Source organism: Marinobacter nauticus ATCC 49840, from assembly GCF_000284615.1.
GTDB classification, from domain to species: domain Bacteria; phylum Pseudomonadota; class Gammaproteobacteria; order Pseudomonadales; family Oleiphilaceae; genus Marinobacter; species Marinobacter nauticus.
In genome coordinates this window covers 164,621-185,327 of record NC_017067.1, presented here as the reverse complement: position 1 = coordinate 185,327, position 20,707 = coordinate 164,621, and the positions used below count along the sequence as shown (strand labels likewise).

At 60.0% G+C, this 20,707-nt stretch carries 19 protein-coding genes; 9 read left to right on the top strand and 10 right to left on the bottom strand.

Going from position 1 to position 20,707, the window contains the following annotated elements; genetic code table 11:
* Window positions 1-81 precede the first annotated feature (81 nt).
* A complete protein-coding gene (nirD, locus tag MARHY_RS00810; protein WP_041654446.1) occupies window positions 82-450 on the top strand; it encodes a nitrite reductase small subunit NirD in 369 nt (122 codons plus the stop codon).
* Window positions 451-460: 10 nt separating this feature from the next.
* Here the strand turns inward: nirD and MARHY_RS00805 are convergent, their stop codons facing one another.
* Window positions 461-1,126: a nitroreductase gene (locus MARHY_RS00805; protein ID WP_041654443.1), complete on the bottom strand. Its 666-nt coding sequence runs from the start codon at window positions 1,124-1,126 to the stop codon at window positions 461-463.
* Window positions 1,127-1,262: 136 nt separating this feature from the next.
* Between MARHY_RS00805 and MARHY_RS00800 the strand changes: the two genes are divergently transcribed.
* A complete protein-coding gene (locus MARHY_RS00800; RefSeq protein WP_014420144.1) occupies window positions 1,263-3,140 on the top strand; it encodes an MFS transporter in 1,878 nt (625 codons plus the stop codon).
* Window positions 3,141-3,241: 101 nt separating this feature from the next.
* Entirely contained in the window at window positions 3,242-4,609 is a 1,368-nt protein-coding gene (locus MARHY_RS00795; RefSeq protein ID WP_014420143.1) for a WS/DGAT/MGAT family O-acyltransferase, read from the top strand.
* Here MARHY_RS00795 and MARHY_RS00790 read toward each other — a convergent pair whose 3' ends face one another.
* Both MARHY_RS00790 and MARHY_RS00785 read right to left on the bottom strand, forming a co-directional pair.
* Window positions 4,610-5,017: an NINE protein gene (locus MARHY_RS00790; RefSeq protein ID WP_022993443.1), complete on the bottom strand. Its 408-nt coding sequence runs from the start codon at window positions 5,015-5,017 to the stop codon at window positions 4,610-4,612. It lies immediately after the preceding gene.
* A 107-nt stretch (window positions 5,018-5,124) separates the two neighbouring features.
* Window positions 5,125-6,231: a helix-turn-helix transcriptional regulator gene (locus MARHY_RS00785; RefSeq protein WP_011783745.1), complete on the bottom strand. Its 1,107-nt coding sequence runs from the start codon at window positions 6,229-6,231 to the stop codon at window positions 5,125-5,127.
* A 219-nt stretch (window positions 6,232-6,450) separates the two neighbouring features.
* Here MARHY_RS00785 and MARHY_RS00780 point away from each other — a divergent pair, with 219 nt between their 5' ends.
* Window positions 6,451-7,344, top strand: coding sequence for a metal-dependent hydrolase (locus tag MARHY_RS00780; RefSeq protein WP_014420141.1), 894 nt, complete (start codon window positions 6,451-6,453; stop codon window positions 7,342-7,344).
* Window positions 7,345-7,357: 13 nt separating this feature from the next.
* On the opposite strand, the gene MARHY_RS00775 is transcribed toward MARHY_RS00780, so the two are convergent.
* From MARHY_RS00775 to MARHY_RS00745, 7 genes are all read right to left on the bottom strand, one after another.
* Window positions 7,358-10,105: a LuxR C-terminal-related transcriptional regulator gene (locus MARHY_RS00775; protein WP_014420140.1), complete on the bottom strand. Its 2,748-nt coding sequence runs from the start codon at window positions 10,103-10,105 to the stop codon at window positions 7,358-7,360.
* On the bottom strand, window positions 10,102-11,172 hold the full coding sequence (locus tag MARHY_RS00770) for a DUF2156 domain-containing protein (protein ID WP_014420139.1): 1,071 nt from the start codon (window positions 11,170-11,172) through the stop codon (window positions 10,102-10,104). The genes MARHY_RS00775 and MARHY_RS00770 overlap by 4 nt, the downstream gene beginning before the upstream one ends.
* Window positions 11,173-11,291: 119 nt before the next feature.
* The gene (locus MARHY_RS00765; RefSeq protein ID WP_011783740.1) at window positions 11,292-12,068 is read right to left on the bottom strand and encodes a class II glutamine amidotransferase; all 777 of its coding nucleotides are present in this window, start codon (window positions 12,066-12,068) and stop codon (window positions 11,292-11,294) included.
* Between the two features lie 53 nt (window positions 12,069-12,121).
* Window positions 12,122-13,228: a GGDEF domain-containing protein gene (locus MARHY_RS00760; protein ID WP_023011989.1), complete on the bottom strand. Its 1,107-nt coding sequence runs from the start codon at window positions 13,226-13,228 to the stop codon at window positions 12,122-12,124.
* Between the two features lie 91 nt (window positions 13,229-13,319).
* Window positions 13,320-14,135, bottom strand: coding sequence for an SDR family NAD(P)-dependent oxidoreductase (locus tag MARHY_RS00755; protein WP_014420137.1), 816 nt, complete (start codon window positions 14,133-14,135; stop codon window positions 13,320-13,322).
* Between the two features lie 129 nt (window positions 14,136-14,264).
* Window positions 14,265-14,870 carry a 5'-deoxynucleotidase gene (gene yfbR / locus MARHY_RS00750; protein WP_011783737.1) on the bottom strand — a complete coding sequence of 202 codons (606 nt, stop codon included), beginning with the start codon at window positions 14,868-14,870 and terminating at the stop codon, window positions 14,265-14,267.
* Window positions 14,871-14,896: 26 nt separating this feature from the next.
* A complete protein-coding gene (locus MARHY_RS00745; protein ID WP_014420135.1) occupies window positions 14,897-17,749 on the bottom strand; it encodes a DUF748 domain-containing protein in 2,853 nt (950 codons plus the stop codon).
* A gap of 178 nt (window positions 17,750-17,927) precedes the next feature.
* Here MARHY_RS00745 and pdxH point away from each other — a divergent pair, with 178 nt between their 5' ends.
* From pdxH to MARHY_RS00720, 5 genes are read left to right on the top strand one after another with little or no spacing between them, the layout of a single operon-like run.
* Window positions 17,928-18,563 (top strand): pyridoxamine 5'-phosphate oxidase, encoded by a 636-nt coding sequence (gene pdxH / locus MARHY_RS00740; RefSeq protein WP_011783735.1) that lies wholly within the window; start codon window positions 17,928-17,930, stop codon window positions 18,561-18,563.
* Window positions 18,532-19,296, top strand: a complete 765-nt coding sequence (locus tag MARHY_RS00735) for a 4'-phosphopantetheinyl transferase family protein (protein WP_014420134.1) — start codon at window positions 18,532-18,534, stop codon at window positions 19,294-19,296. Before pdxH ends, MARHY_RS00735 begins: the two co-directional genes overlap by 32 nt.
* A gap of 10 nt (window positions 19,297-19,306) precedes the next feature.
* Window positions 19,307-19,891: a DNA-3-methyladenine glycosylase I gene (locus MARHY_RS00730; protein ID WP_011783733.1), complete on the top strand. Its 585-nt coding sequence runs from the start codon at window positions 19,307-19,309 to the stop codon at window positions 19,889-19,891.
* Between the two features lie 57 nt (window positions 19,892-19,948).
* Window positions 19,949-20,254, top strand: a complete 306-nt coding sequence (locus MARHY_RS00725; RefSeq protein ID WP_014420133.1) for a DUF6482 family protein — start codon at window positions 19,949-19,951, stop codon at window positions 20,252-20,254.
* Window positions 20,251-20,706, top strand: coding sequence for a DUF3429 domain-containing protein (locus tag MARHY_RS00720; protein ID WP_011783731.1), 456 nt, complete (start codon window positions 20,251-20,253; stop codon window positions 20,704-20,706). The genes MARHY_RS00725 and MARHY_RS00720 overlap by 4 nt, the downstream gene beginning before the upstream one ends.
* Window position 20,707: the final 1 nt, after the last annotated feature.

Sequence of the window (20,707 nt, the reverse complement as noted above, 5' to 3'; positions counted from 1 at the left end):
CAGAAAATGAATCCGGCTCCCACGCTCACAAACATCTGTGGGATAGGAAACTTAACGACCTTGGAATTTGGAGACTTTGCTATGAAAGCTCGGACTTGTTGGGAAGCAGTGTGCACCGTGGACGATCTGGTAGCTGATTCCGGTATTGCGGTTTGGACCGACGACGGGCCGGTGGCGGTGTTTTATCTGCCACACCGCCTGCCGGCATTGTTTGCCATCAGCCATACCGATCCGTTCAGTGGCGCGAACGTGTTGGCCCGAGGCATTACCGGGGATATCAACGGTGAGCCGGTGGTGGCGTCACCGTTGTACAAGCAGCATTTCAGCCTGCGCAGCGGGCAATGTCTGGAAGACGAGAGCGCGCAGGTGAAGGTCTATCCGGTGTTGCTGGACGGCAACCGGATCCGGCTGGAAGTGCCGGTGGCTCAGGCGGCATCGGTTGCCGCCTGAGGTTCGCCTGTCAGCTGATAAACTCGACGTTCTCCGACAGCGGTGCCCTTGGGCTGGTGAGCTGGTTCACCGGGCTGTCGGGGTTGGCGTAGCCGATGGCCATGCCGGCGAAGACTTTGCGGTGTTCAGGCAAGTCCAGGAATTCGCTGATGGTTTTCGGGTACACCGACCAGGATTCCTGGGCGCAGCTGTCGAGGCCTTCGGCGCGTAGCAACAGCATGATGGTTTGCAGGATCATGCCCAGATCGGACCACTGGGGCGGGCCCATGTTGTCGTCGACGGTGCAGAACAGGCCGACCGGAGCGCCGAAGAATTCGAAGTTGCGTTTGAACCATTCGAAGCGGGCGGCTTTGTCTTCCCTAGGGATGTCGAGCCGGCAGTACATGAGTTCGCCGATTTCGAACCGGCGGTCGCGGTAGGGCGATTGCAGTTTTGGTGGGTAGATTTCGTATTCCGGCACTTCGTTGAAACCTTTGCTGACCCTCTCCTGCATCAAGGCTTTGAGTCGGGCCAGAGCATCGCCGGTGACGACGTGCAGATGCCAGGGTTGCAGGTTGCCTCCGGATGGCGACCGGGTCGCCGTTTCGATTACCGTTCGAAGCGTGGCTTCAGGCACCGGGGTATCCAGAAAGTCCCGCACCGAGCAGCGTGACACAACAGCCTGCTGAACATCCATAGGCAAGACTCCACATCATCCAGAACATTGGGTTGGGAACACAATCCTGCATCCAGTATGCGCACAACAGCCGCGCTTGACCACCTCCCGGGCGCCGTATAGTCTGCGGCGAACCCCATAGGGAGAGCCTCAGGTTATGGAAGATCACAGTCAGTTTCGCCTACTATCCGAGCGACGGTTCCTGCCATTCTTTGTCACCCAGTTTGCCGGTGCCTTCAACGACAACCTGTTCAAGAATGCCTTGTTGCTGCTGGTGACCTATAGCGCCGGGGGCCTGTTTGGCCTGTCGTCGGATGTGGTGGTCAATCTGGCCGCGATGCTGTTTATCCTGCCGTTTTTCCTGTTCTCCGCCATTGCCGGCCAGGTGGCGGACCGGTACGAGAAATCCACGGTTATCCGCTGGATCAAATTCGCCGAGGTGGTGATCATGGGCATTGCCGCGGTCGGGCTCTGGTTTGGCTGGCACGAGGTGTTGTTCCTTCTGCTGTTTCTCACCGGCGTGCAATCCGCGTTTTTCGGGCCGGTGAAGTACGCGATCCTGCCCCAGGCCCTGAAAGAATCCGAGCTGGTGGGTGGTAACGCGCTGGTAGAGATGGGCACCTTTGTGGCCATCCTGGTGGGTACCCTGATGGCCGGCGTGATGATGAAAGCTGCGGCTCCCGGCCCCGTGATTGCCATCGCCGTTGCGGTGCTGGCGGTGATTGGCTTGGTGGCCGCCTGGCGGATTCCCAGAGCCGAGGCAGCAGCGCCGGATCTGCGTATTCGTTTCCGGCCGCTGCAGGAAACCTGGAAACTGATGGCCATTGCCCGGGACAATCACAATGTATTCCTGAGCATCATGGCGATATCCTGGTTCTGGTTTCTGGGTGCCGCCTATCTGACCCAGTTTCCGAACTTCGCCAAGACTCACCTGATGGGGGACGAAACGGTCGTCACCTTACTGCTGGCGATTTTCACCATCGGCATCGCCGCCGGCTCCATTGCCTGCGAGCGGCTGTCCGGCCACAAGATTGAACTGGGGATCGTACCCATCGGCTCCATTGGCCTGAGTTTCTTCGGCATCGATCTGTTCTTCAATATGCCGGAGCAGCCAATTCCCTCAGACTGGTGGCTGATCATAACCGATCCCCATTATCGCCAGGTGGCCATTGACCTGTTGGCCATTGGTATCTTTGGCGGCCTGTTTATCGTGCCGCTGTATGCTTATGTCCAGCAGGAAACACCACCGGCCATCCGGGCCCGCGTGATCGCCGCCCTGAATATTTTCAACGCCCTGTTTATGGTGGTCAGCGCGCTGCTGGGCATGCTCATGCTCGGCCTGTTCGGACTCACCATTCCCGAGTTCTTCCTGGTGCTGTCGATCATGAACCTGATGGTGGCGGCCTACGTGTACCAGCAGGTACCGGACTTTGCCCTGCGCTTTGTCATCTGGGTCCTGTCCCACACGATTTATCGGGTCACGCACCACAACCTGGACCGTATACCCGAGCAGGGCCCCGTGCTGCTGGTGTGCAACCACGTCTCCTACATGGATGCCCTGGTGATCGCCGGCGCGGTGCGGCGACCCGTCCGATTCGTGATGGATCACAACATTTTCGCGACACCGGTCATGGGCGGTTTCTTCCGCCTGGCCAAGGCTATCCCCATTGGTCCGAAATCGAAGGTGCCGGAGATTTACGAAGCCGCTTTCGACCGCATTGATGAAGAACTCGCAGCCGGCCATGTGGTGTGTATTTTCCCGGAAGGCAAACTCACCAAAGACGGCGAAGTCGATACCTTCAAGCCCGGTGTCGACATGATTCTGGCCCGGCGACCGGTACCGGTGGTGCCAATGGCACTGCGCGGCCTCTGGGGCAGCTTTTTCAGCCATTGTGGCGGGCCGGCCTTCAGCCATTGGCCACGGCGGTTCTGGTCCCGGATTCACCTGCTGGCTGGTCTCCCGGTCTCGCCCCACGAGGCCAGTGCCGAGCGTCTGGAAGAAAAGGTCAAAGCGCTGCGTGGAGACGCGCAATAGCCTTTTCGCCGGGCTTTTTGGTGGTGCTGTTACCAAAGCCAATTTTTACCCGCTCGGAGTGGGGTAGTATCGGGGCATAAACCAAGAACAAGGATTGCCCCGTGACGCCCCTGAATCCCACTGACCAGCTCTTTCTCTGGCTGGAAAAACGCCAGCAGCCCATGCATGTGGGCGGCCTCCAGCTGTTTTCCTTCCCCGAAGGCGCGCCGGACGACTATGTCGCGCAGCTGGCAGACCAGCTTCGGCAGAAGACGGAGGTGACCGCCCCCTTTAACCAGCGCCTGAGCTATCGCCTGGGCCAGCCGGTATGGGTGGAGGATGAGCACCTGGACCTTGAGCATCATTTCCGCTTCGAGGCGCTGCCCACACCCGGGCGTATTCGGGAGCTGCTGTCGTTCGTATCGGCGGAGCATTCGCACCTGATGGACCGGGAGCGCCCCATGTGGGAGGTGCACCTGATCGAGGGCCTGAAAGACCGGCAGTTTGCGCTCTACACCAAGGTTCACCATTCCCTGGTGGACGGTGTCTCGGCCATGCGCATGGCCACCCGGATGCTGAGTGAAAACCCGGACGAACACGGCATGCCGCCAATCTGGGATCTGCCTTGCCTGTCACGGGATAGGGGTGAGTCGGACGGACACTCCCTCTGGCGCAGTGTCACCCATTTGCTGGGGCTTTCGGGCCGCCAGCTCGGCACCATTCCCACTGTGGCAAAGGAGCTACTGAAAACCATCAATCAGGCCCGGAAGGATCCGGCCTACGACTCCATTTTCCATGCCCCGCGCTGCATGCTGAACCAGAAAATCACCGGTTCCCGTCGATTCGCCGCTCAGTCCTGGTGCCTGAAACGGATTCGCGCCGTATGCGAGGCCTACGGCACCACGGTCAACGATGTCGTGACTGCCATGTGCGCAGCGGCTCTGCGTACCTATCTGATGAATCAGGATGCCTTGCCGGAGAAACCACTGGTGGCCTTTGTGCCGGTGTCGCTACGCCGGGACGACAGCTCCGGCGGCAACCAGGTAGGCGTCATCCTGGCGAGCCTTCACACCGATGTGCAGGACGCCGGCGAACGACTGTTAAAAATTCACCACGGCATGGAAGAGGCCAAGCAGCGCTACCGGCATATGAGCCCGGAGGAAATCGTCAACTACACGGCCCTGACCCTGGCGCCGGCCGCCTTCCACCTGCTGACCGGGCTGGCGCCCAAGTGGCAGACCTTCAATGTGGTGATTTCCAATGTCCCCGGGCCATCCAGGCCCCTGTACTGGAACGGGGCGAAACTGGAAGGCATGTATCCGGTGTCTATCGATATGGACAGGCTGGCCCTGAACATGACACTGACCAGCTATAACGACCAGGTGGAGTTCGGCCTGATTGGCTGTCGCCGGACCCTGCCCAGCCTGCAACGGATGCTGGACTACCTGGAACAGGGTCTGGCAGAGCTGGAGCGCAACGCCGGTCTGTAATCAGGCCAGCTGATCGGCCCGGTTACGCTCGGAAATCTGGCTGTTCAGGGTCCAGAAATCGTACAGCACACCGATGAAAAACAGGCCGCCGGTGAGCAGGTACAGGATGCCGGTGAGCCATTTGCCCATGTACATCCGGTGCACCCCGAAAACCCCCAGGAAGGTCAGCAGTATCCAGCCGATGTTGTAGCTGATCTGGCCATCCTGGAACCGGTAATCAGCTTCCTTGTCCATAGCCGGAATCAGGAACAAATCAATAATCCAGCCGATAAACAGCAGCCCCAGAGTAAAGAACCAGATGGTGCCGGTCACCGGCTTGCCGTAATAGAAACGGTGCGAACCCAGGAATCCGAATATCCAGAGCAGGTAGCCGATCAGCTTGCTGTGGGTGTCGGGTCTTTCGATCATTGCGGCGTTCTTCCTGTTCACAGTTGGATTTGGTGTGTCACCACAGACGCAAAACGGACGCCTGATCAGATCAATATGGGGGCGAACGCTGGAATCACAAACGGCACTCAGGGCCCCAGATCCGGTGCCGGGTCCGGCCCGTCCTCGCGAAACTCACTGGCGGATTTACCCGTCCACTTGCGGAACGCACGGCTGAAATTGGACAGATCGGCATAGCCCAGTTCATAGGCAATCTCACTGACTGACTGATTGGTGTAGCGCAGCAACTGGATGGCCCGATCTTTCAGCACGGCCTCGACAATCTCCCGATAACTGGTGTCCCGGTCCGCCAACCGCCGCTTCAGGGTGCGGGAAGACACGCAGAAGCGCTCGGCCATGGCCTCCAGGGAGGGCAAGGGGCCTGGGGTCATCCGCAGCATATTGCGAATCGCCAGCACGATGTCGCCCTGCTCCTTGAGCGCCTTCTGCAACTCGAATTCACACTGGTCCCGGGCCATCCGGGAGGCTTCAGCATCCGCCAGACGCATGCGCACGTCCAGCAGCTTGCGGGGGAAAATCAGCATTTCCTCGGGCTGGCCAAACTCGAAACGGACCGGCAACTGGGCGGCAAACCGCCGGTAATAGGCAGGCTCAGGGCCCCGCAGGTGTACCGACACGCCCGGTAATTTACCCTCTTCCAGGGCAAAACCCCGGGCCTCGGCATCGCTCCGGTCGAGTAGTTGTTCAGTGAGCAGAATCAACGTGGCGCTGACCGTCTCGGCCAGAAACTCGGAGATAGGCGGCAACGCAAACTCCGCGCACAGCTGAACCAGCACCTTGTCACCGGCTATGGACTGTTTCATGCTCAAAAAGGGCGCCCGCAGCTGAAGATAACGACGGACAGAGTCCAACGCACCCTCAAAGGTCGGGCTGGTGAGCGCGGCGAAGCCCAGGGTGCCATGGATGGTCAGCCGCAACTCTCTCGCCAGTATAAAGCTCAGGCCATCTTTGCCCGCCACCTCGAGCGCGCGCTGCGCCATCAGAGTGGCGTCAGTGACGAAAACCCGACTGTCGTTGGCTTTCAGGTCCTCATGTGTGAAATCCAGGCCCTGATAAAGCTGGCGGTCGTTGTAACCCAGTTGACGAACGGTTTCAGCCAGTACCCGCAGGTACACCCCGGGCACCAGGAACAACCCCAACATTTGCCGCTCGTTGTCTGCACCGGTACCTGCCATAGTGTGTCCCTGATTGATATTTATCGTGTTTCTGACTCTATCAGAACCGGATTGCCGCCACAGTGGGGCCCGCTGCCCCGACTCCGCTGTCGCCCGGGCCAATCCCCTGTCCCATTGTGGACGATGCCCGTCCCCTTCGCGCATTCAGTATCCGGATTGACTCCGCCACACTGGCTTCATGACATCAGCCAAAGCGTTCCGTCGCAAAGGAGTAGAACCATGCTGACCACCACACAAACGAACAAACCGGGCAAGGCCTCCCATACCCCGGACAATGTCTCCATCAAACCCCAGCGCATGGGTTTCGAGTTTGGCGAACAAGTCCCCAGATACTGGGTGGATAACAACTATCTGATCAGTCATACCATGAACGCCCTGTCTGTTTTGTTTCCCGAGGGTGAGCAGTTTTTTGTGGACTCGGTCCGGGCGTTTCGAGACCAGATCCAGGACAAGAAGCTGAAAGAGGACGTGCGCGGTTTCATCGGCCAGGAAGCCATGCACTCGCTCGAGCACATCGCCATGAACCAGCATGTCCGCGACCAGGGCATGCCGGTAGAAGAGATGGAGCGGGATCTGAAAGTGATTCTGGACGTGGCACGGAAGCTGCCCAAACGCCGCCAGCTGGCCATTACCTGCGCCCTGGAGCACATCACAGCCATGATGGCCGACATGCTGCTGGAGCGTGACGATATACGCGAAGACATGCACGAATCCATGCGCCCGCTGTGGGTGTGGCACGCCATTGAGGAAACCGAGCATAAGGCCGTTGCTTATGACGTTTTCCTCCAGGCTGGCGGTACCTACACCGAGCGGGCGTTTTACCAGGTCTTCAGTACCGTAGCCCTGGGTATTGTCGGCACCTGGTATACCGGCCGCATGGCCCTGAAGGACCGCAGCCATTTCTCCGTTAAGGACGCCGCCAAAGGTATGTGGCGCATGTGGGGCAAAAACGGCGCCTTCTCCAGTCTGATCCCGACCTGGCTGGAGTACTTCAAGCCCGGCTTCCATCCCTGGGACAAGGACAACAGTGAGCTGATCGGTCGTTTCAAGGAACAGATCCAGGACTACATCGCGCCCCAGTACAAGAACGGCAATCGGCGCACGCTGCAGTAATCGTGCACCCGCTCTATGACATCAGGCCGAGTTCCCGGGCGCGAGCAACCGCTTGCATCCGGTTCTCGGCCTGAAGCTTGCCGTAGATATTGCTCAAATGTGACTTTACCGTCGCCACTGAGATGCCGAGCTGTTTGCTGATGGCCTTGTTACTGAGTCCCTCTGCCAGCAGATCCAACACCCCCTGTTCCCGATCACTTAACGGTTCATCAGGACCAGCGACTTCCGGGGTGCGGGCGCAGGTTTCGGCTTCCGGCTCCATCCGGGCCTGCCGGAGAGCCAGTATCCGGCTGGCTTCCACTTCCGACCAGCCGCGGGTAATACAGGCGTCGAGCAGACTATCCAGCCGGGGATCCGCATCCACAAAGGGGCGCACCAGACCACGGGGCACCCAGAGCGCCAACAGTGCATCGAGCTTTTTCACCGCTCCCTCAGGATCCTGATCCCCGAAGGCCTGAACCATCAGACTGACCAGATCAAGACGACACACCAGCTGAAGCAACCCCGCCTCTTCCGCCTCAGTTCGCAGGGCTGCCAGTTCCCGGGCCACCGGCGACGCCGCCAGCAACTGACCGATCAGTTTCAACAAGGTTTCGTTCAGGGTACAAAAGCGATTACCTACAACCGGTTCCGGATCGCTCTGGGCCCATAGAATCAAAGGGAAGGCGTTACCCTCCGTCAATCGCGCCAACGCCTCCAGTACCTCCGGGCGCGGAATGTTATGGTGCCAGCGCAACTGGCCCATAACCTGGTGCAACTGCTCAATCCGGCTGAGTTCCTGCTGCCAGAGTTCGGAGTCTCGCAAAACCATGCCCAGGCGAAACCGCTCAAACGCCAGGTAAAGCTGATCCAGCGGCGTCAGATGCTGGTCGGCAATCAGACCGGCCTCGCCCAGCCGTTTTGCGGCGTATGCAAGATCATGATGCTCCAGCGCCAACAAGCCCTCCAGATAGGCCAGAAGGCAAACCTGCTCCTTACTCACGGGCCCGTTGACAAGCTTCAACCGGGTCTGTTCATAGCAGCGGCGGGCATCGCCAATGCGACCGCCCTGCACCAGAACCGGAACCAGCATGACCAGACAGCGCAGGGCACAGGGGTTATCGCCACTCTTCAGGGCCCCTGCCAGCGCATCGGTCAACAAGGTGCGCGCCGGCCCCAATCGTGCCTCCATAAAGGCTTCAGTACCGAGGGTATACAGCCCCCAGTGTTGCAGGCCGACTGGAGCGCTGGCCAACCGGGCCTGTATCTGAGTCAGGGACTGCTCGGCCTCTGCACGGTGGCCGGCAAACCGTGCCGAGGGCCAGCCCAACAACATGGAGACAAACTGCAGAGCCTCGGTGTCCGGTGACGGGTCTGTCGACTGCAGAAGCCGGTCGGCCGCGGCCAGATGCTCAAGCACTGCTCCGTACTGACCATCCATGAAGGCAAACAGCGCCTGCAGCAGAAGCAGCGCGGGAGAACACATCCGAACACTGTCCGGGAAGCGCGAAGGCAGTGACCGGTAGCCGCTCAGGTCCTCCGCCTGCAACAGCAACGGTACCAGGGCTTCCGCCTGGTCATAGCAGCCTTCGGCCAGAAAAAGCTCAAGGGCCTCCACAATCAGGCCCCGCTGGCGGAATGCCTCGGCCGCCCTGATTCGTATGGAGCTTTCCCCTTCAGGCTCCCGATCCTGCGCCTGAAGCCAGTCGATCAGCAGATCATGCAGGCGATACCAGTAGTGACCCTCTCCGTAACTCTGGAACAGCAGATTGCGTTCGCGCATGACTGCGATCCAGTCCGCTGCATCGCTACCATTCCGGGCTTCATCAGCAACCTCATGTGAGAAAAGAGGGAGCAGGCTCATATCCTGGAGAAATTGCTGTAGCCCGGGCTCCAGGCCAGCGAACACTTCCTCCAGCAGATAGTCACTCAGGGCTCTCTGACCAGGCCCGGGTACATGGCTTAACGGGTTTTCCGACAACGCCGAGAGCTGCAACGCCGCTGGCCAGCCGCCGGTGCGCTGATGCAACTGCAACATCTGTTCTTCGGAGAGATCAGCCCGGCGGGCCTGGACGAATTTTCGCGTCAACGCCAGATCAAAACGGAGCACCTCCGGCCCCAGCCGAACCATCTGTTGCCGAGCCAGTAACTGCGCGGTGCGAATAGGGGGATCCAGCCTCGAGATACAGACAATGCGCAAAAAACCCGGAGCAAAGTCGATAAAGCGCCGGATCTGCTCCAGTAGTACTTGCTGGTCAAGCAGGTGAAAATCATCCAGCACCAGAACCAGGCGGCTGGGTGCCTGCCAGGTTCGGGAATAATCCGCCAGGCGGTTGATCAGCATGGTCACCGGGTCAACAGCGGCACCCGGTTCCAGCGCGGCTAACAAGGTGCTCTCGCGAATGGCAAATCGTGGGTTCACCCGCGCCAGGGCGCTGGCCACGGCATTCCAGAACAGGGCCGGCGCGTTATCCCTATGGTCCAGCGTCAACCAGGCATGCACCGGTTTTTCCTGTTCCAGCCACTGACTGACCAATGTGGTTTTGCCGAAACCGGCCGGTGCCGACACCAGTACAAACGGCACCTGTTCAATACAATCAAGGGCCTGCAACCGTGAGGGCTCAAGCAACAAGCCTGAAGGCAGCCCGGGACGGGTTAATTTGGTTTCGGCAACCATGGAGCTCACTACCGTTGGCAAATGAGCTTCAGCATAGTCAGTGCCGGTGTTATCAACCAGCCCCGGCACTCCAAACTGGGAGGCCTGTTCAGAAATCCGGGTCATGGCAGTGCGAGCAGACCCGTGCCCTTCATCAGCGTGGCAACCAGTCGGGTACTGCCCAGTTCCCGGGCACAGACAAACCAGGGAGTTTCCCGGCCACGGTAGCGTGATTTGTGGTACGCCAGAGGTTGGAAGGCGTAAAGGCGATTCCCATAGCGATACAGGATATTCTGAAGGCGGCGCAGGCCCGGCCGGTCACCCGGGCAGTGGCGGACGCCGTGCAGGGGCGCAATGCCCAGCGACAGCTCCGGCACGCCTTCCTCACGAAACTGACTGGCCGCCTGCAGAATAATGTGGTCGAGTACGCCGAGCCGGTTCATTTCCGGCGGCGCCCGCAGAATATTGGCGCAATAGCCCGCCAGTTCATGGTGACGGTACCAAGGATCAAAGAACACGTATCCGGCCAGCTCACCCTCCACATAGGCGTAGAACTTGCGCACTCCCCATTCGTCTGCAAACACCGGTGGCCGCGTGAGCAAACCCAGTTCCCGTTCCTTGACCGCCTTGCCCAGGCGCCAGCGCTCCGAGATACCCGCCACCTTGTGCCAGTTCACCTCATCTCCACATTGCTCCCGCACCTCGATTCGACACCGCCTGTCCAGATTGCGGGCATGGCGCAGCTGCTTCATCGCCTTGCCACGAAGCGAGAACCTCGTCAGATCAACCGAGAACTCCGTACCCATCACCGTGGCATCGTAACCAAGCTCGCCCAACGGCCCCAGGAGCGACTGATCGACGCCGACATACAGTGAGGGGCCGGGCACACTCTGCTCGAACGCCTGCAGTAGCCGGCCCATACTCTGTGCTCCCGCCAGGGGTCTTGTGGGCACCACGTTTACCCGCTGCCCCAACACCTTTACCGGAACATACGGTACCAGCCCGAGACCGGGGCTGAGAAAGTGCCGGCAATCCGGCTGCAAGGCAAAATAGCTGCTGGACTGGCTCCCGTGCAGACGGATCAGGTGCTCGGCGGTGCGTTCATGGCAACGCCCGGGGTCCGGCACACTCGAGTTGATATTCCGGTCATCGGCAGCCGGGGCCACCGCCGCAGACAGATGAGAGGCAGGCATGGGTCATTCCCTTTGTTGTTCTGATACCGCTTTCCTGTGTTCAGAACAAATGCTAAAGGCCGTGCCTCGGCCGGCCATCGGTCAAAGGGTTGAGTGCCTGGCGCCCCACCGGAACTGGGTCACAATTCCGAGCCCTGCATCACCACAACGCCCCGTCGCCACAAACGCCATTCACCCGGCTTGTAAATATCCCAAGTTTCGTCGCTGGTGAGGGGTTCGGTCACGATGACGCTGACAATGTCGTTGGGTGTGGTTTCCGATTCAAAATCCACGGTAACGTCGGCATCCTTGAGGCGGGCGGGGCCGAACGGCGCCCGCCGGGTAATACTGGCCATCTTGGTGGTGCAAAAGGTAAACAGCCAGTCGCCGTTGCTTAGCAGCAGGTTGAATACCCCCTGGCGGGCGTAGTTCCGGGACAGCTGAACCAGCCGTTCCACCACCTGCTCGGTGGCAGTGTCTCGATCGCAATGACTGCGCAGGTGGTTCAGGATATCGCAGAACAGGGCTTCGCTGTCGGTGCTGCCAACGGCCTCGTAGAAGCCGGGCGCCGCGGAAAACTCCGAAAGCTGACCATTATGGGCGAAGACCCAGTAGCGGCCCCAGAGCTCGCGGATAAACGGGTGGGTGTTGGCCAGGCAGATATCACCCACATTGGCCTGACGAATGTGGCAGATGGCCACTTCACTCTTGATGGGGTGGGTTTGCACCACTTCGGCAATGCGCGAGGAGGCACTGGCGTCGGCATCGTGAAAACAGCGTACCCCTTTACCTTCGTAGAAAGCGACGCCCCAGCCATCCTTGTGTGGGCCAGTGTCACCGCCACGACGGGTCAGACCGGTAAAGCTGAAACAGAGATCGGTCGGGGTGTTGGCGCTCATGGCCAGCAGTTCACACATGGTTGGCGGTATCCTCGGCCTTGCTTCCGGGTGTATTCGCTAGGATACCCGAATCAACCGAGACCTCCAGCCATCGAACCGACGGATTTCGGAGGCTGTCCGGCACCGGCGGGCGCCACACGGTTCCGGCCTGCCCGCTTGCCGCTGTAGAGACAGCGATCTGCCACACAGAACAGCGTTTCCGCCTCCCTGCCATGCTCCGGCCACTGGGCAATACCAAAGGAGGCGGTCACGCGGATACCCGCTTCGCCGTATTTCAGCTCCCGCCGGGCAATGCGCTCCCGCAACTCGTCCATCAGTTCAAAGGCATCGCCGGGCTTTGCATCCCTCAGAATCAGGCCAAATTCCTCGCCGCCCAGCCGGCCAACAAAGTCGGTCGTGCGCAGACGCTCGGTCAGGCACTGCCCGATGCTCCTCAATACGTAGTCACCGGCATCGTGGCCGAGGGTATCGTTGACCAGTTTGAAGTGGTCGATGTCCATAATCACCAGAGCAAAATCGGTTCCGCTGCGCTCACACTCGGCAATAGTGCGGGCCAGTGTTGACTGGAAATTGGAGCGATTGGCCAGGCCGGTCAGGGCATCGGTCTGTGCCATGTCGAACAACCGTTGCTCAGCCTCTTCCCGACGCACCTCGTACATGTGCATGAACACCTGCATCAGGGCACCGCACAGAACCATGTTGAGCAGATCGATCATCCGGTGGGCAGAACCCACATCACCGAGGAAGAAGTAGTAAACCACCCCGCCCACCAGCATAAAGGGCACACTCAGGATCATGCCCTCGTGCTTGCCGAGCAGAAGGTAGGCCAGAACCGGCATCATCAGAACCCAGACAAAAGCCGCAATGGAGGCCTCTGGCAACAGCAAGATGACGATGAAAAACGAAAACAGCGACACCAGATAGGCGTAGATCCACTGTTGCAGGTGAGCCGTGGTTTTCAGACAAAAAACGCCGTAGAACAGCAGCCCACTGGCCAACAGCTCGACCAGCGCCACCCATGGATAACCGTTGAAAAATTGCAGACAGGAAAAAACGACCAGCGCAGAGCCAGTCACCAGAAACAACAGCCTGGTAAGCGAGCGACGGTGGTTATCCCGGAGTCCTGAGCGGCTTTGTTCCAATGCCGTCCCCAGATCCGGATGCTTTGACGTATTCATGCTGACTCTTCCCTGGATCAACCAGAGAGTATAGTCGGTCTCCGCTGGCTGTAAAACAACCAGCCAACGGAGATCAGGTTACCGCGAGCCCTCAGATATACAGGTTCTTGCGGGAGAACCGCTCCACCAACGGTTGATAGGCCGAGCCCAGCAACCGATTGATGGCGTCAATGCCCCAGGCATCCGGCCCCACCAGAATACGGGATTCGTTTTTGAGGATGCCTTTGACAATAATTTCAGCCGCCTTGTCCGGAGTGGTCATGGCCAGCTTGTCGAAGCCCTTGCGCTGGGCCTCGGCGTTTTCGGATTTGCCCATGCGCGCGGCATTGGCAATGTTGGTGCGGATGCCACCAGGGTGCACACAGCTGACCTGAACCGGCTGATTCTCCAGTTTCATTTCCTGGCGCAGGGACTCGGTAAACCCACGCACCGCAAACTTGGCAGCATTGTAGGCGCTTTGCTTGGGCACTCCGATCAGGCCAAACACACTGGAGATGTTCACCACATGACCATCGCCGGATTCAATCAGGTACGGCAGAAACGCCCGGGTACCGTGGGCAACGCCCCAGAAATCAATGTCCATCACCCACTTGAAATCGGCGTCGGTCATTTCCCGCACCGTGGCAGAGAGGGCCACACCGGCGTTGTTGATAATCAGGTTAACCTGACCAAATTCCTTGCGGACCTGCGCGGCGTGGGCGTAGATAGCGTCCCGGTCGGAGACATCCAGGCGGTAGGTTTTTACCTCGGCGCCGCCCAGGCTGGCTGCGGTTTCCGCCAGCCCCGCCTCGTTAACATCGGAAAGAGCCAGCCGACAGCCCCGGGCCGCGAGGGATTTGGCCAGGGATCGGCCGATACCAGAGCCAGCACCGGTGACGACAGCCACCTTGTTGTTCAGATCTTTCATGGCGGGAACCTCTTGTTGTGGTCTTTCAGTAAAGCAGCGCTTTCGTTATTCGCCACTTTAGAGAGCCACCAGAGGCAAACCTATGGCACTGGACCCCTGGCGAGCCCGGCACCAGAGCCAGTCCTCCAATCAACCCAGCAGGTTATCCAGGGGCTGGTCATACCCGGGTGCAAACACCTCCAGGAAGTACTGCACTTCCGGCAGGCCGTCCGCTTCCAGGCGTGCCCGGATCTGCTGCTCCGCGGGGCCGAACTCCGGATTGCCGGCACGCAGTTCGGCACGACATTTCAGCCAGGCCGAGAGACGGTCCGCCGCCTTGATCAGTTCCTTTTCTTCCGGCCCCAGTCGGGATTCCCGCACATAGGGCGAAAAATCCTCCCGCAGGTCTTCCGGCAACAGCGCCAGCAATTCAGCTTCGGCCTTATGTTCGATGTCACCGAACGCCTCCCGCATCACCCGGGAATGGTATTTCACCGGGGTGGGCATATCCCCGGTGATCACTTCGGTGGCATCGTGATAGAGAGCCGCTGCAGCAACACGGTCTGCGTTCACCGTTCCGGCAAAATGCCGGTTGCGAATAAGCGCCAGGGCGTGGGCAACGGTAGCCACCTCCCAGGAATGGGTGGCCACGTTTTCATCAATAGCGTTGCGCATCAGGCCCCAGCGTTTGATCCAGCGCAGGCGCGACACATAGGCAAAGAAATGGCTGGCCTTTCGGCCCGGGCTATCGGTCATGGCTGGGGAACTCCGTGTATTCCGATTCAACGAACGTCCAGGGTAAACCGGACCATCACGTTGCCCTGGTCATCTACCGGCGCATCACGGGCCGGATCCAGCAGGAACAGCTGGCTGTCCGACACCTCATGCGTCGCCGTCAGCACCTGACGAACCGTTACCCCTCGCTCCGAGGCCAGGCTTCCAAGCGCTTCCGGGGGCAGGCTGCGCTCGCCATCGCGCCAGGCCTGCTGCGCCTGCTCCCAGGCTTCGCCGGTAACGGCCTCACCGCGGGCCTGCATCTGCGCCTTCAGCAATGCCAGGGCATCGGCCTCAGGGGCAACAGCACCACGGATATTGAGCAGAAGCTCCGGGCGTTCCCTTAACGCCTGGGCCAGCGCGGACAGTTTCTCGGCCTCGTTATCCGCCAGTTGCACACTACCGGGGACAAAGCTGACCTGGCCCAGCTCTTCGCTGCTGAAGCCTGCCATTTCCGCCAGCGAGCCCAGCATACTGAACGGTGAGGCGGCTGCTTTCACCAACAGGTTCACGAACGCCCGCATGACAATCTGGCCAACGCTGAATTCGGGGTCTGACATGTCACCCTGAATGGGCAAATTCACCTCGATAACACCGTCACGATCTGTGAGCAGAGCCAGACCCAGCTTGACCGGAGCGTTAATGGCCTGTTCGCTGGCCACCGCAGAGCCCAGTTGCATCCGGTCCAGGATCACTTCGTTGGACGCCTCAAGCCGGGTACCGGTTATCTGGTAATCCAGCGCCAGTTCCAGTTTGCCGCTGTCCACCGAATACCCCAGATAGCGACCGAAATAGGGCGACAGTACCGGCAACGCCATGTCTTTCATGGTGAGTTTCAGGTTGCTGGGCTCTTCGGTGCCCAAAGCGCCCAGGGTTCCGTCAAAACGAACCGGTGCCACCCCGGCCAGCTGGCCGCTGATCGCCACCCGCCCCTGTTGCGGAGGGACATTGCTGATGCCGGTCACCGATCCCGTGAGTTCCTGGAACGCGGTACTGAAGGGCGGCTCCAGCGTGCGGTCGGTGTAGGCCATGGAACCTTGCTCCACGACCAGTTCGCCAATGCGGAAAATAAAGCCTGGCTCCGAGACTTCCGACGGCTCCGTTGGGCTGGTTTCTGCCTCGGAGGCCCCGCCATCCTGAATAATCTGCTGCAGATTGTGCAGTCCGTCGGCCGCCCGGATGACATTAACCGCCGGGCTGTTCAGGGTCACGGTGCCGATTTCCAGCCGGGCGGGATTAAGGTTGAACTCCACCGGGGCCAGGCGCAGCAACTCCCAGGACACCAGCTCCCCGCCATTGCCCGGTAGCCGCGTGGCCAACCCGGCAATTTCAGCGGTGCCACTGAAGGTGCCGGTCAGGGGTTCATCCTGGCCATCCAGGTCCAGATTGCCATCGAAACCCAGGCGCCCATCCACCAGCTCCAGGTTTGCGGCATCAGCAACATAGGGCTGGATAACGGGCAACAGGATGTCGCTGCCGGACAAGGCGCCCTCAAAGGTAAACGGCGCTGGAGTCAGCTGGCCCATGGCGGTCACCCGGCCACCGGAGCCGAGTTCTGCGGAAATATCGTAGGAAACCGGTTCATCCAGGCGGTGGGAGAGACCACCCATGGTAATGGCCAGATTATTGACGGCAATCTCGGCGTCTGTTTCCGGCACCTGATCCCGCCAGCGAACCTGACCGCCGGACAACTCGACACCCTGGACCGACCAGCGGAATGGCTCGCCCGAATCAGACGCCGGCTCCGAGGTTTCGGATTGATCGGTTCCGGCCGTTGCCAGAGACGACTGCCAATCCACCTCCCCCTTGGCATTGCGGGTGGCGGCCAGCGACGGTTGCTGGATCGACACCATGCCAACGGTTGCCTCCCGGGCCGTCAGGTCGAAGCCAATGCCCTGAATGGCAACGGCTTCCGTAGCCAGGGCTGGCTGCTCATCGGAGGGCGAAAGCGCCAGTGCCAGTTGCTTGATAGTGAGGTTGCCACCGGAGGTGATCAGTTCAAAGTGATCGCCACCGGCCAGTTCATAACGGGATTCCAGGGTCACGGTACCATCGCGCAGCTGCCACGGCAGATAGGGCGCCAGGAAGTGGGCGAGGGTATCGTGACAAAGCCCTGAAAGCCGGAGCCGGCCTGCGGAGTACAGCGGGGTAACGCTCAGATCCCCCTCCCATTCAATCACCTGCTCACCCAGAGCAGCCATCACGGAATACTGACTGTCGCTGCCATCCCGGGGCCAGGTGGCCAGATCGTTCAGGGTAAGATCCAGCGGCGCAACCCGAAACTCGGCAGGGTCGCCACCCTGGGAGAAGTCACGGAACAGCAGCTCACCACCATCGATGGTCACCTGCTGGAAATACAACCTGGGCGGATGACTCGACTCAGCGGTTTCAGGCCGGGTTGTGTCCTCTTTCTCGGGATTGGCACTGCGCCAGTCCCGGGCAAAATTGATGTCATGGTCCTGCAGCAAATCCAGGCGAACGTCCGGCTCCACCAGACGGATTTCCTCAAACCCGATGATACCGCGGAGCAAACTGAGGAAACTGAGATTCACCCGCAGGTGATCAAAAGACGTCACCGGCTCCCCAGTCGTATCCTTTGCAGAAAAGGCGTCTGCTTCCAGGCTGAAGGCAAACGGATTGAACCGCACGCTCTCCACCTCAGCCTGCCAGCCCATGCGCTGGTCCATCTGTTCCGGCAACGACCGCTCCAGCCACCAGGGCAGAACCAGGAAGCCGGCCAGGGCATACAGACCCAACAACACGCCCAATGCGATCAGCAGGTTCCTGACCAGATGGCTCTTCCGGCGACTCACTACCCGCTGGCTTGCTACCTGGCTGTTCTCTGCCTCTTTCTCTGCCACAAGACTCTCCCTTTAACTACCCACGGCGCCGCGGCCGGCCATGATGCAAGCATAGCGCCCGTGTGCGGTGTTTGTCAGCGAATTCACCCGACCAGACACGAAACCTGACAGCGACCACCGAACCCGATATGCTCCGCTGACGTATGACTCCCTGTGTTGATCAACGGAGACGAGCAGTATGGATATCGGCGATATGCGTCGGGATTTCGAAAGCGAAGGGCTGGATCGGGAACACCTGAACGAGGATCCGGTACAGCAGTTCCAGACCTGGTTCGAGGATGCCAGAACGGCGGGCATTCTGGAGCCCAATGCCATGTCACTGGCCACCACCGGTGCCGACGGCATGCCCGATCTCAGAACCGTGCTACTGAAGTATTTCGACAGCCAGGGTTTTGTGTTCTACACCAACTACGGCAGCCGCAAGGCTCAGGAGCTGCAGGAGAATCCCCGGGCGGCACTGCTGTTCCCGTGGATCGGCCTGAACCGGCAGGTGCGTATTCAGGGTGCGGTCGAAAAGGTCAGCAAGGCGGAATCCCTGCGCTACTTTTCGTCCCGGCCCCGGGGCAGCCAGATTGGCGCCTGGGTTTCGGAGCAGAGCCAGGTCATTACGTCCCGAGGCCTGCTGGAGCAAAAAGTCGCGGAGATGAAGCGCAAATTCAGTTCCGGAGAAATTCCGCTCCCCAGTTTCTGGGGTGGGTACCGGGTGGTTCCGGAGCGAATCGAATTCTGGCAGGGAAGGCCGAGCCGGCTTCACGATCGATTTGAGTACGTGAGAGAAGGCGATGGCTGGACAATCCAACGATTGCAACCCTGACCGGCCGGCGATCTGGCTGTGCCACCAGATCAACCGGAACCTGTCCCAGGCCCCGGCCTGGATGACCGCCGATGAAGGCAAAGCCCTCGCGCGTCTGGAAGGGCCCAGACGCCAGGAATATCTGACCAGTCGATGGCTGATTCGTCAGGCTCTGGCCCGCGCCAGTGGGGAGGCTCCAACATGCTGTCACCCGGTACCGGGACGCCCCGTTGCCTCGGCCAGCCCGCAAGGCTGGCACCTGTCGCTGAGCCACAGCCAGGGGCTGTCCGCGTGCGCCACGGGTCGGGCGGCGCTGGGGATTGATCTTGAACCGAGCCAGCGCCGGCCAGACTGGGCCAGAGTGACGACACGCTGGTTCACTCCCGTTGAGCAGGAATGGCTGCTGAGGGCGAACAATGCGTTCAGCTTCCTTAAGGTCTGGACCCTGAAAGAAGCCTGGCTTAAAGCGACCGGGCGGGGCATTGCCGGCAATCTGCAAACCCTGGAAGTACGGAAGAATTTCGAGCTGTACGGGGACCAGCCCGACCGACACTGGCAAGCCAGTTGCCTGTACGCCGAGGGTTTTCTGGTTACCCTGGTCTACCCTTGCGATGGCAATCCGGATAGGACCAGCACCTGGCCGGAGATTACCTTGCTGGAACCACCGCCGGATGACTACAATCTGGGGCCGGCTTCCAGCCTCGACGTTTCCTGGGAGCCTCTGTTTCACCGGCTGATCAGAGCCCGACCCTAGCGAGGCCACCATGCCCCAGACGACCGGCCGCTGCCCCTGGTGCGGCACCGACCCACTGTACGTGCACTACCACGACACCGTCTGGGGGCGCCCGGAATATGACGATCAGGCGCTGTTCGAAAAGCTCTGCCTGGACGGACAGCAAGCCGGTTTGAGCTGGATTACCATCCTTCGCAAGCAGGAAAGCTACCGGCAGGCCTACGCCGGCTTTGACCCGGAGCAGATTGTCCGCTTTGATGAGGACGATATCGCCCGCCTGCTGGCAGACCCGGGCATTATCCGGAATCGCCTGAAGGTCCATTCCATCATCCGCAATGCCCGGGGGTTCCTGGCTCTGCGGGATCAGGGCATCTCGTTCTCGGAGTTTCTCTGGCAATTCGTCAACGGCCGGCCCATCCAGAACCGGTGGCAGACACTGGCCGAGGTCCCCGTCACCACGCCGGAATCTGAAGCCATGTCCAAGGCCCTGAAGAAAGCAGGCTTTAATTTTGTGGGCCCCACCATCGTCTACGCCTTCATGCAGGCCACCGGCATGGTCAATGATCATCTGGTGTCCTGCCATGCCCACACGGAGTGCCGGCAACTGGCACAATGATCTTACCGGGCCGGTTGATCGTAAGTTCCCCTGACACATCATTTCGGGAGCTTCACGGTGCGCATTACCCTCGACGAACTCAAAAACCTGGAACAACCGGTGATCGACCTTCTGGAGATCCTCTCTCTGGAGGGCCAACAGTACATGGCTCGTCTGCATGGCCCTGGAGGCATGAAGGTACTGTCGGACCATAAAGGGCAGATCCGGCTGTTCCGCAGCGCCTGGCAGATTCAGGACACCCTCTCCAGCTACACCATTCGCGAAACCCAGGTGGTGCATCCCTCGGCGTACCATGAAATGGTCGGGATGGCGCCGGCAGACATTGAACCCATGCGGATACAGGTACAGAGGCAGAAGTCGTGATTTCAGTTGCTCGCCTCGCGGTTCTCGTCGGCATTGCCGGCCTGATTCCATTCATTCTAGGCACCGCTGGCCTGTTTCTGATGCCAGCCAACAGCGTTGCTATTCTGGCGTGGTTCTATATCTACAGTGCCGGTATTCTCGCTTTTATGGGCGGAATCTACTGGACCATTGCCATGCAGCTGGAAAACCGCTCCTACCCGCAATCGCCCCTGGTGACCATGCTGCTGAGCCAGTTGTTCTTCGTTGCCGCCGGTATCGGACTGTTGCTGCAGACGCCGCAGAAAATCCCGCTCTACATCGTCGCGTTCCTGTTGCTGTATCTGGTAGACGCCCGCTGGATGCGAAGCTACTGGCCGGCCTGGTATCTGAAGATGCGATTGGTGCTGACCACCGTGGTACTGGCTTGCCAGCTAACGGTGGCCGGCTGGTTCTTCCTGCTGCACGGTGCCTGAT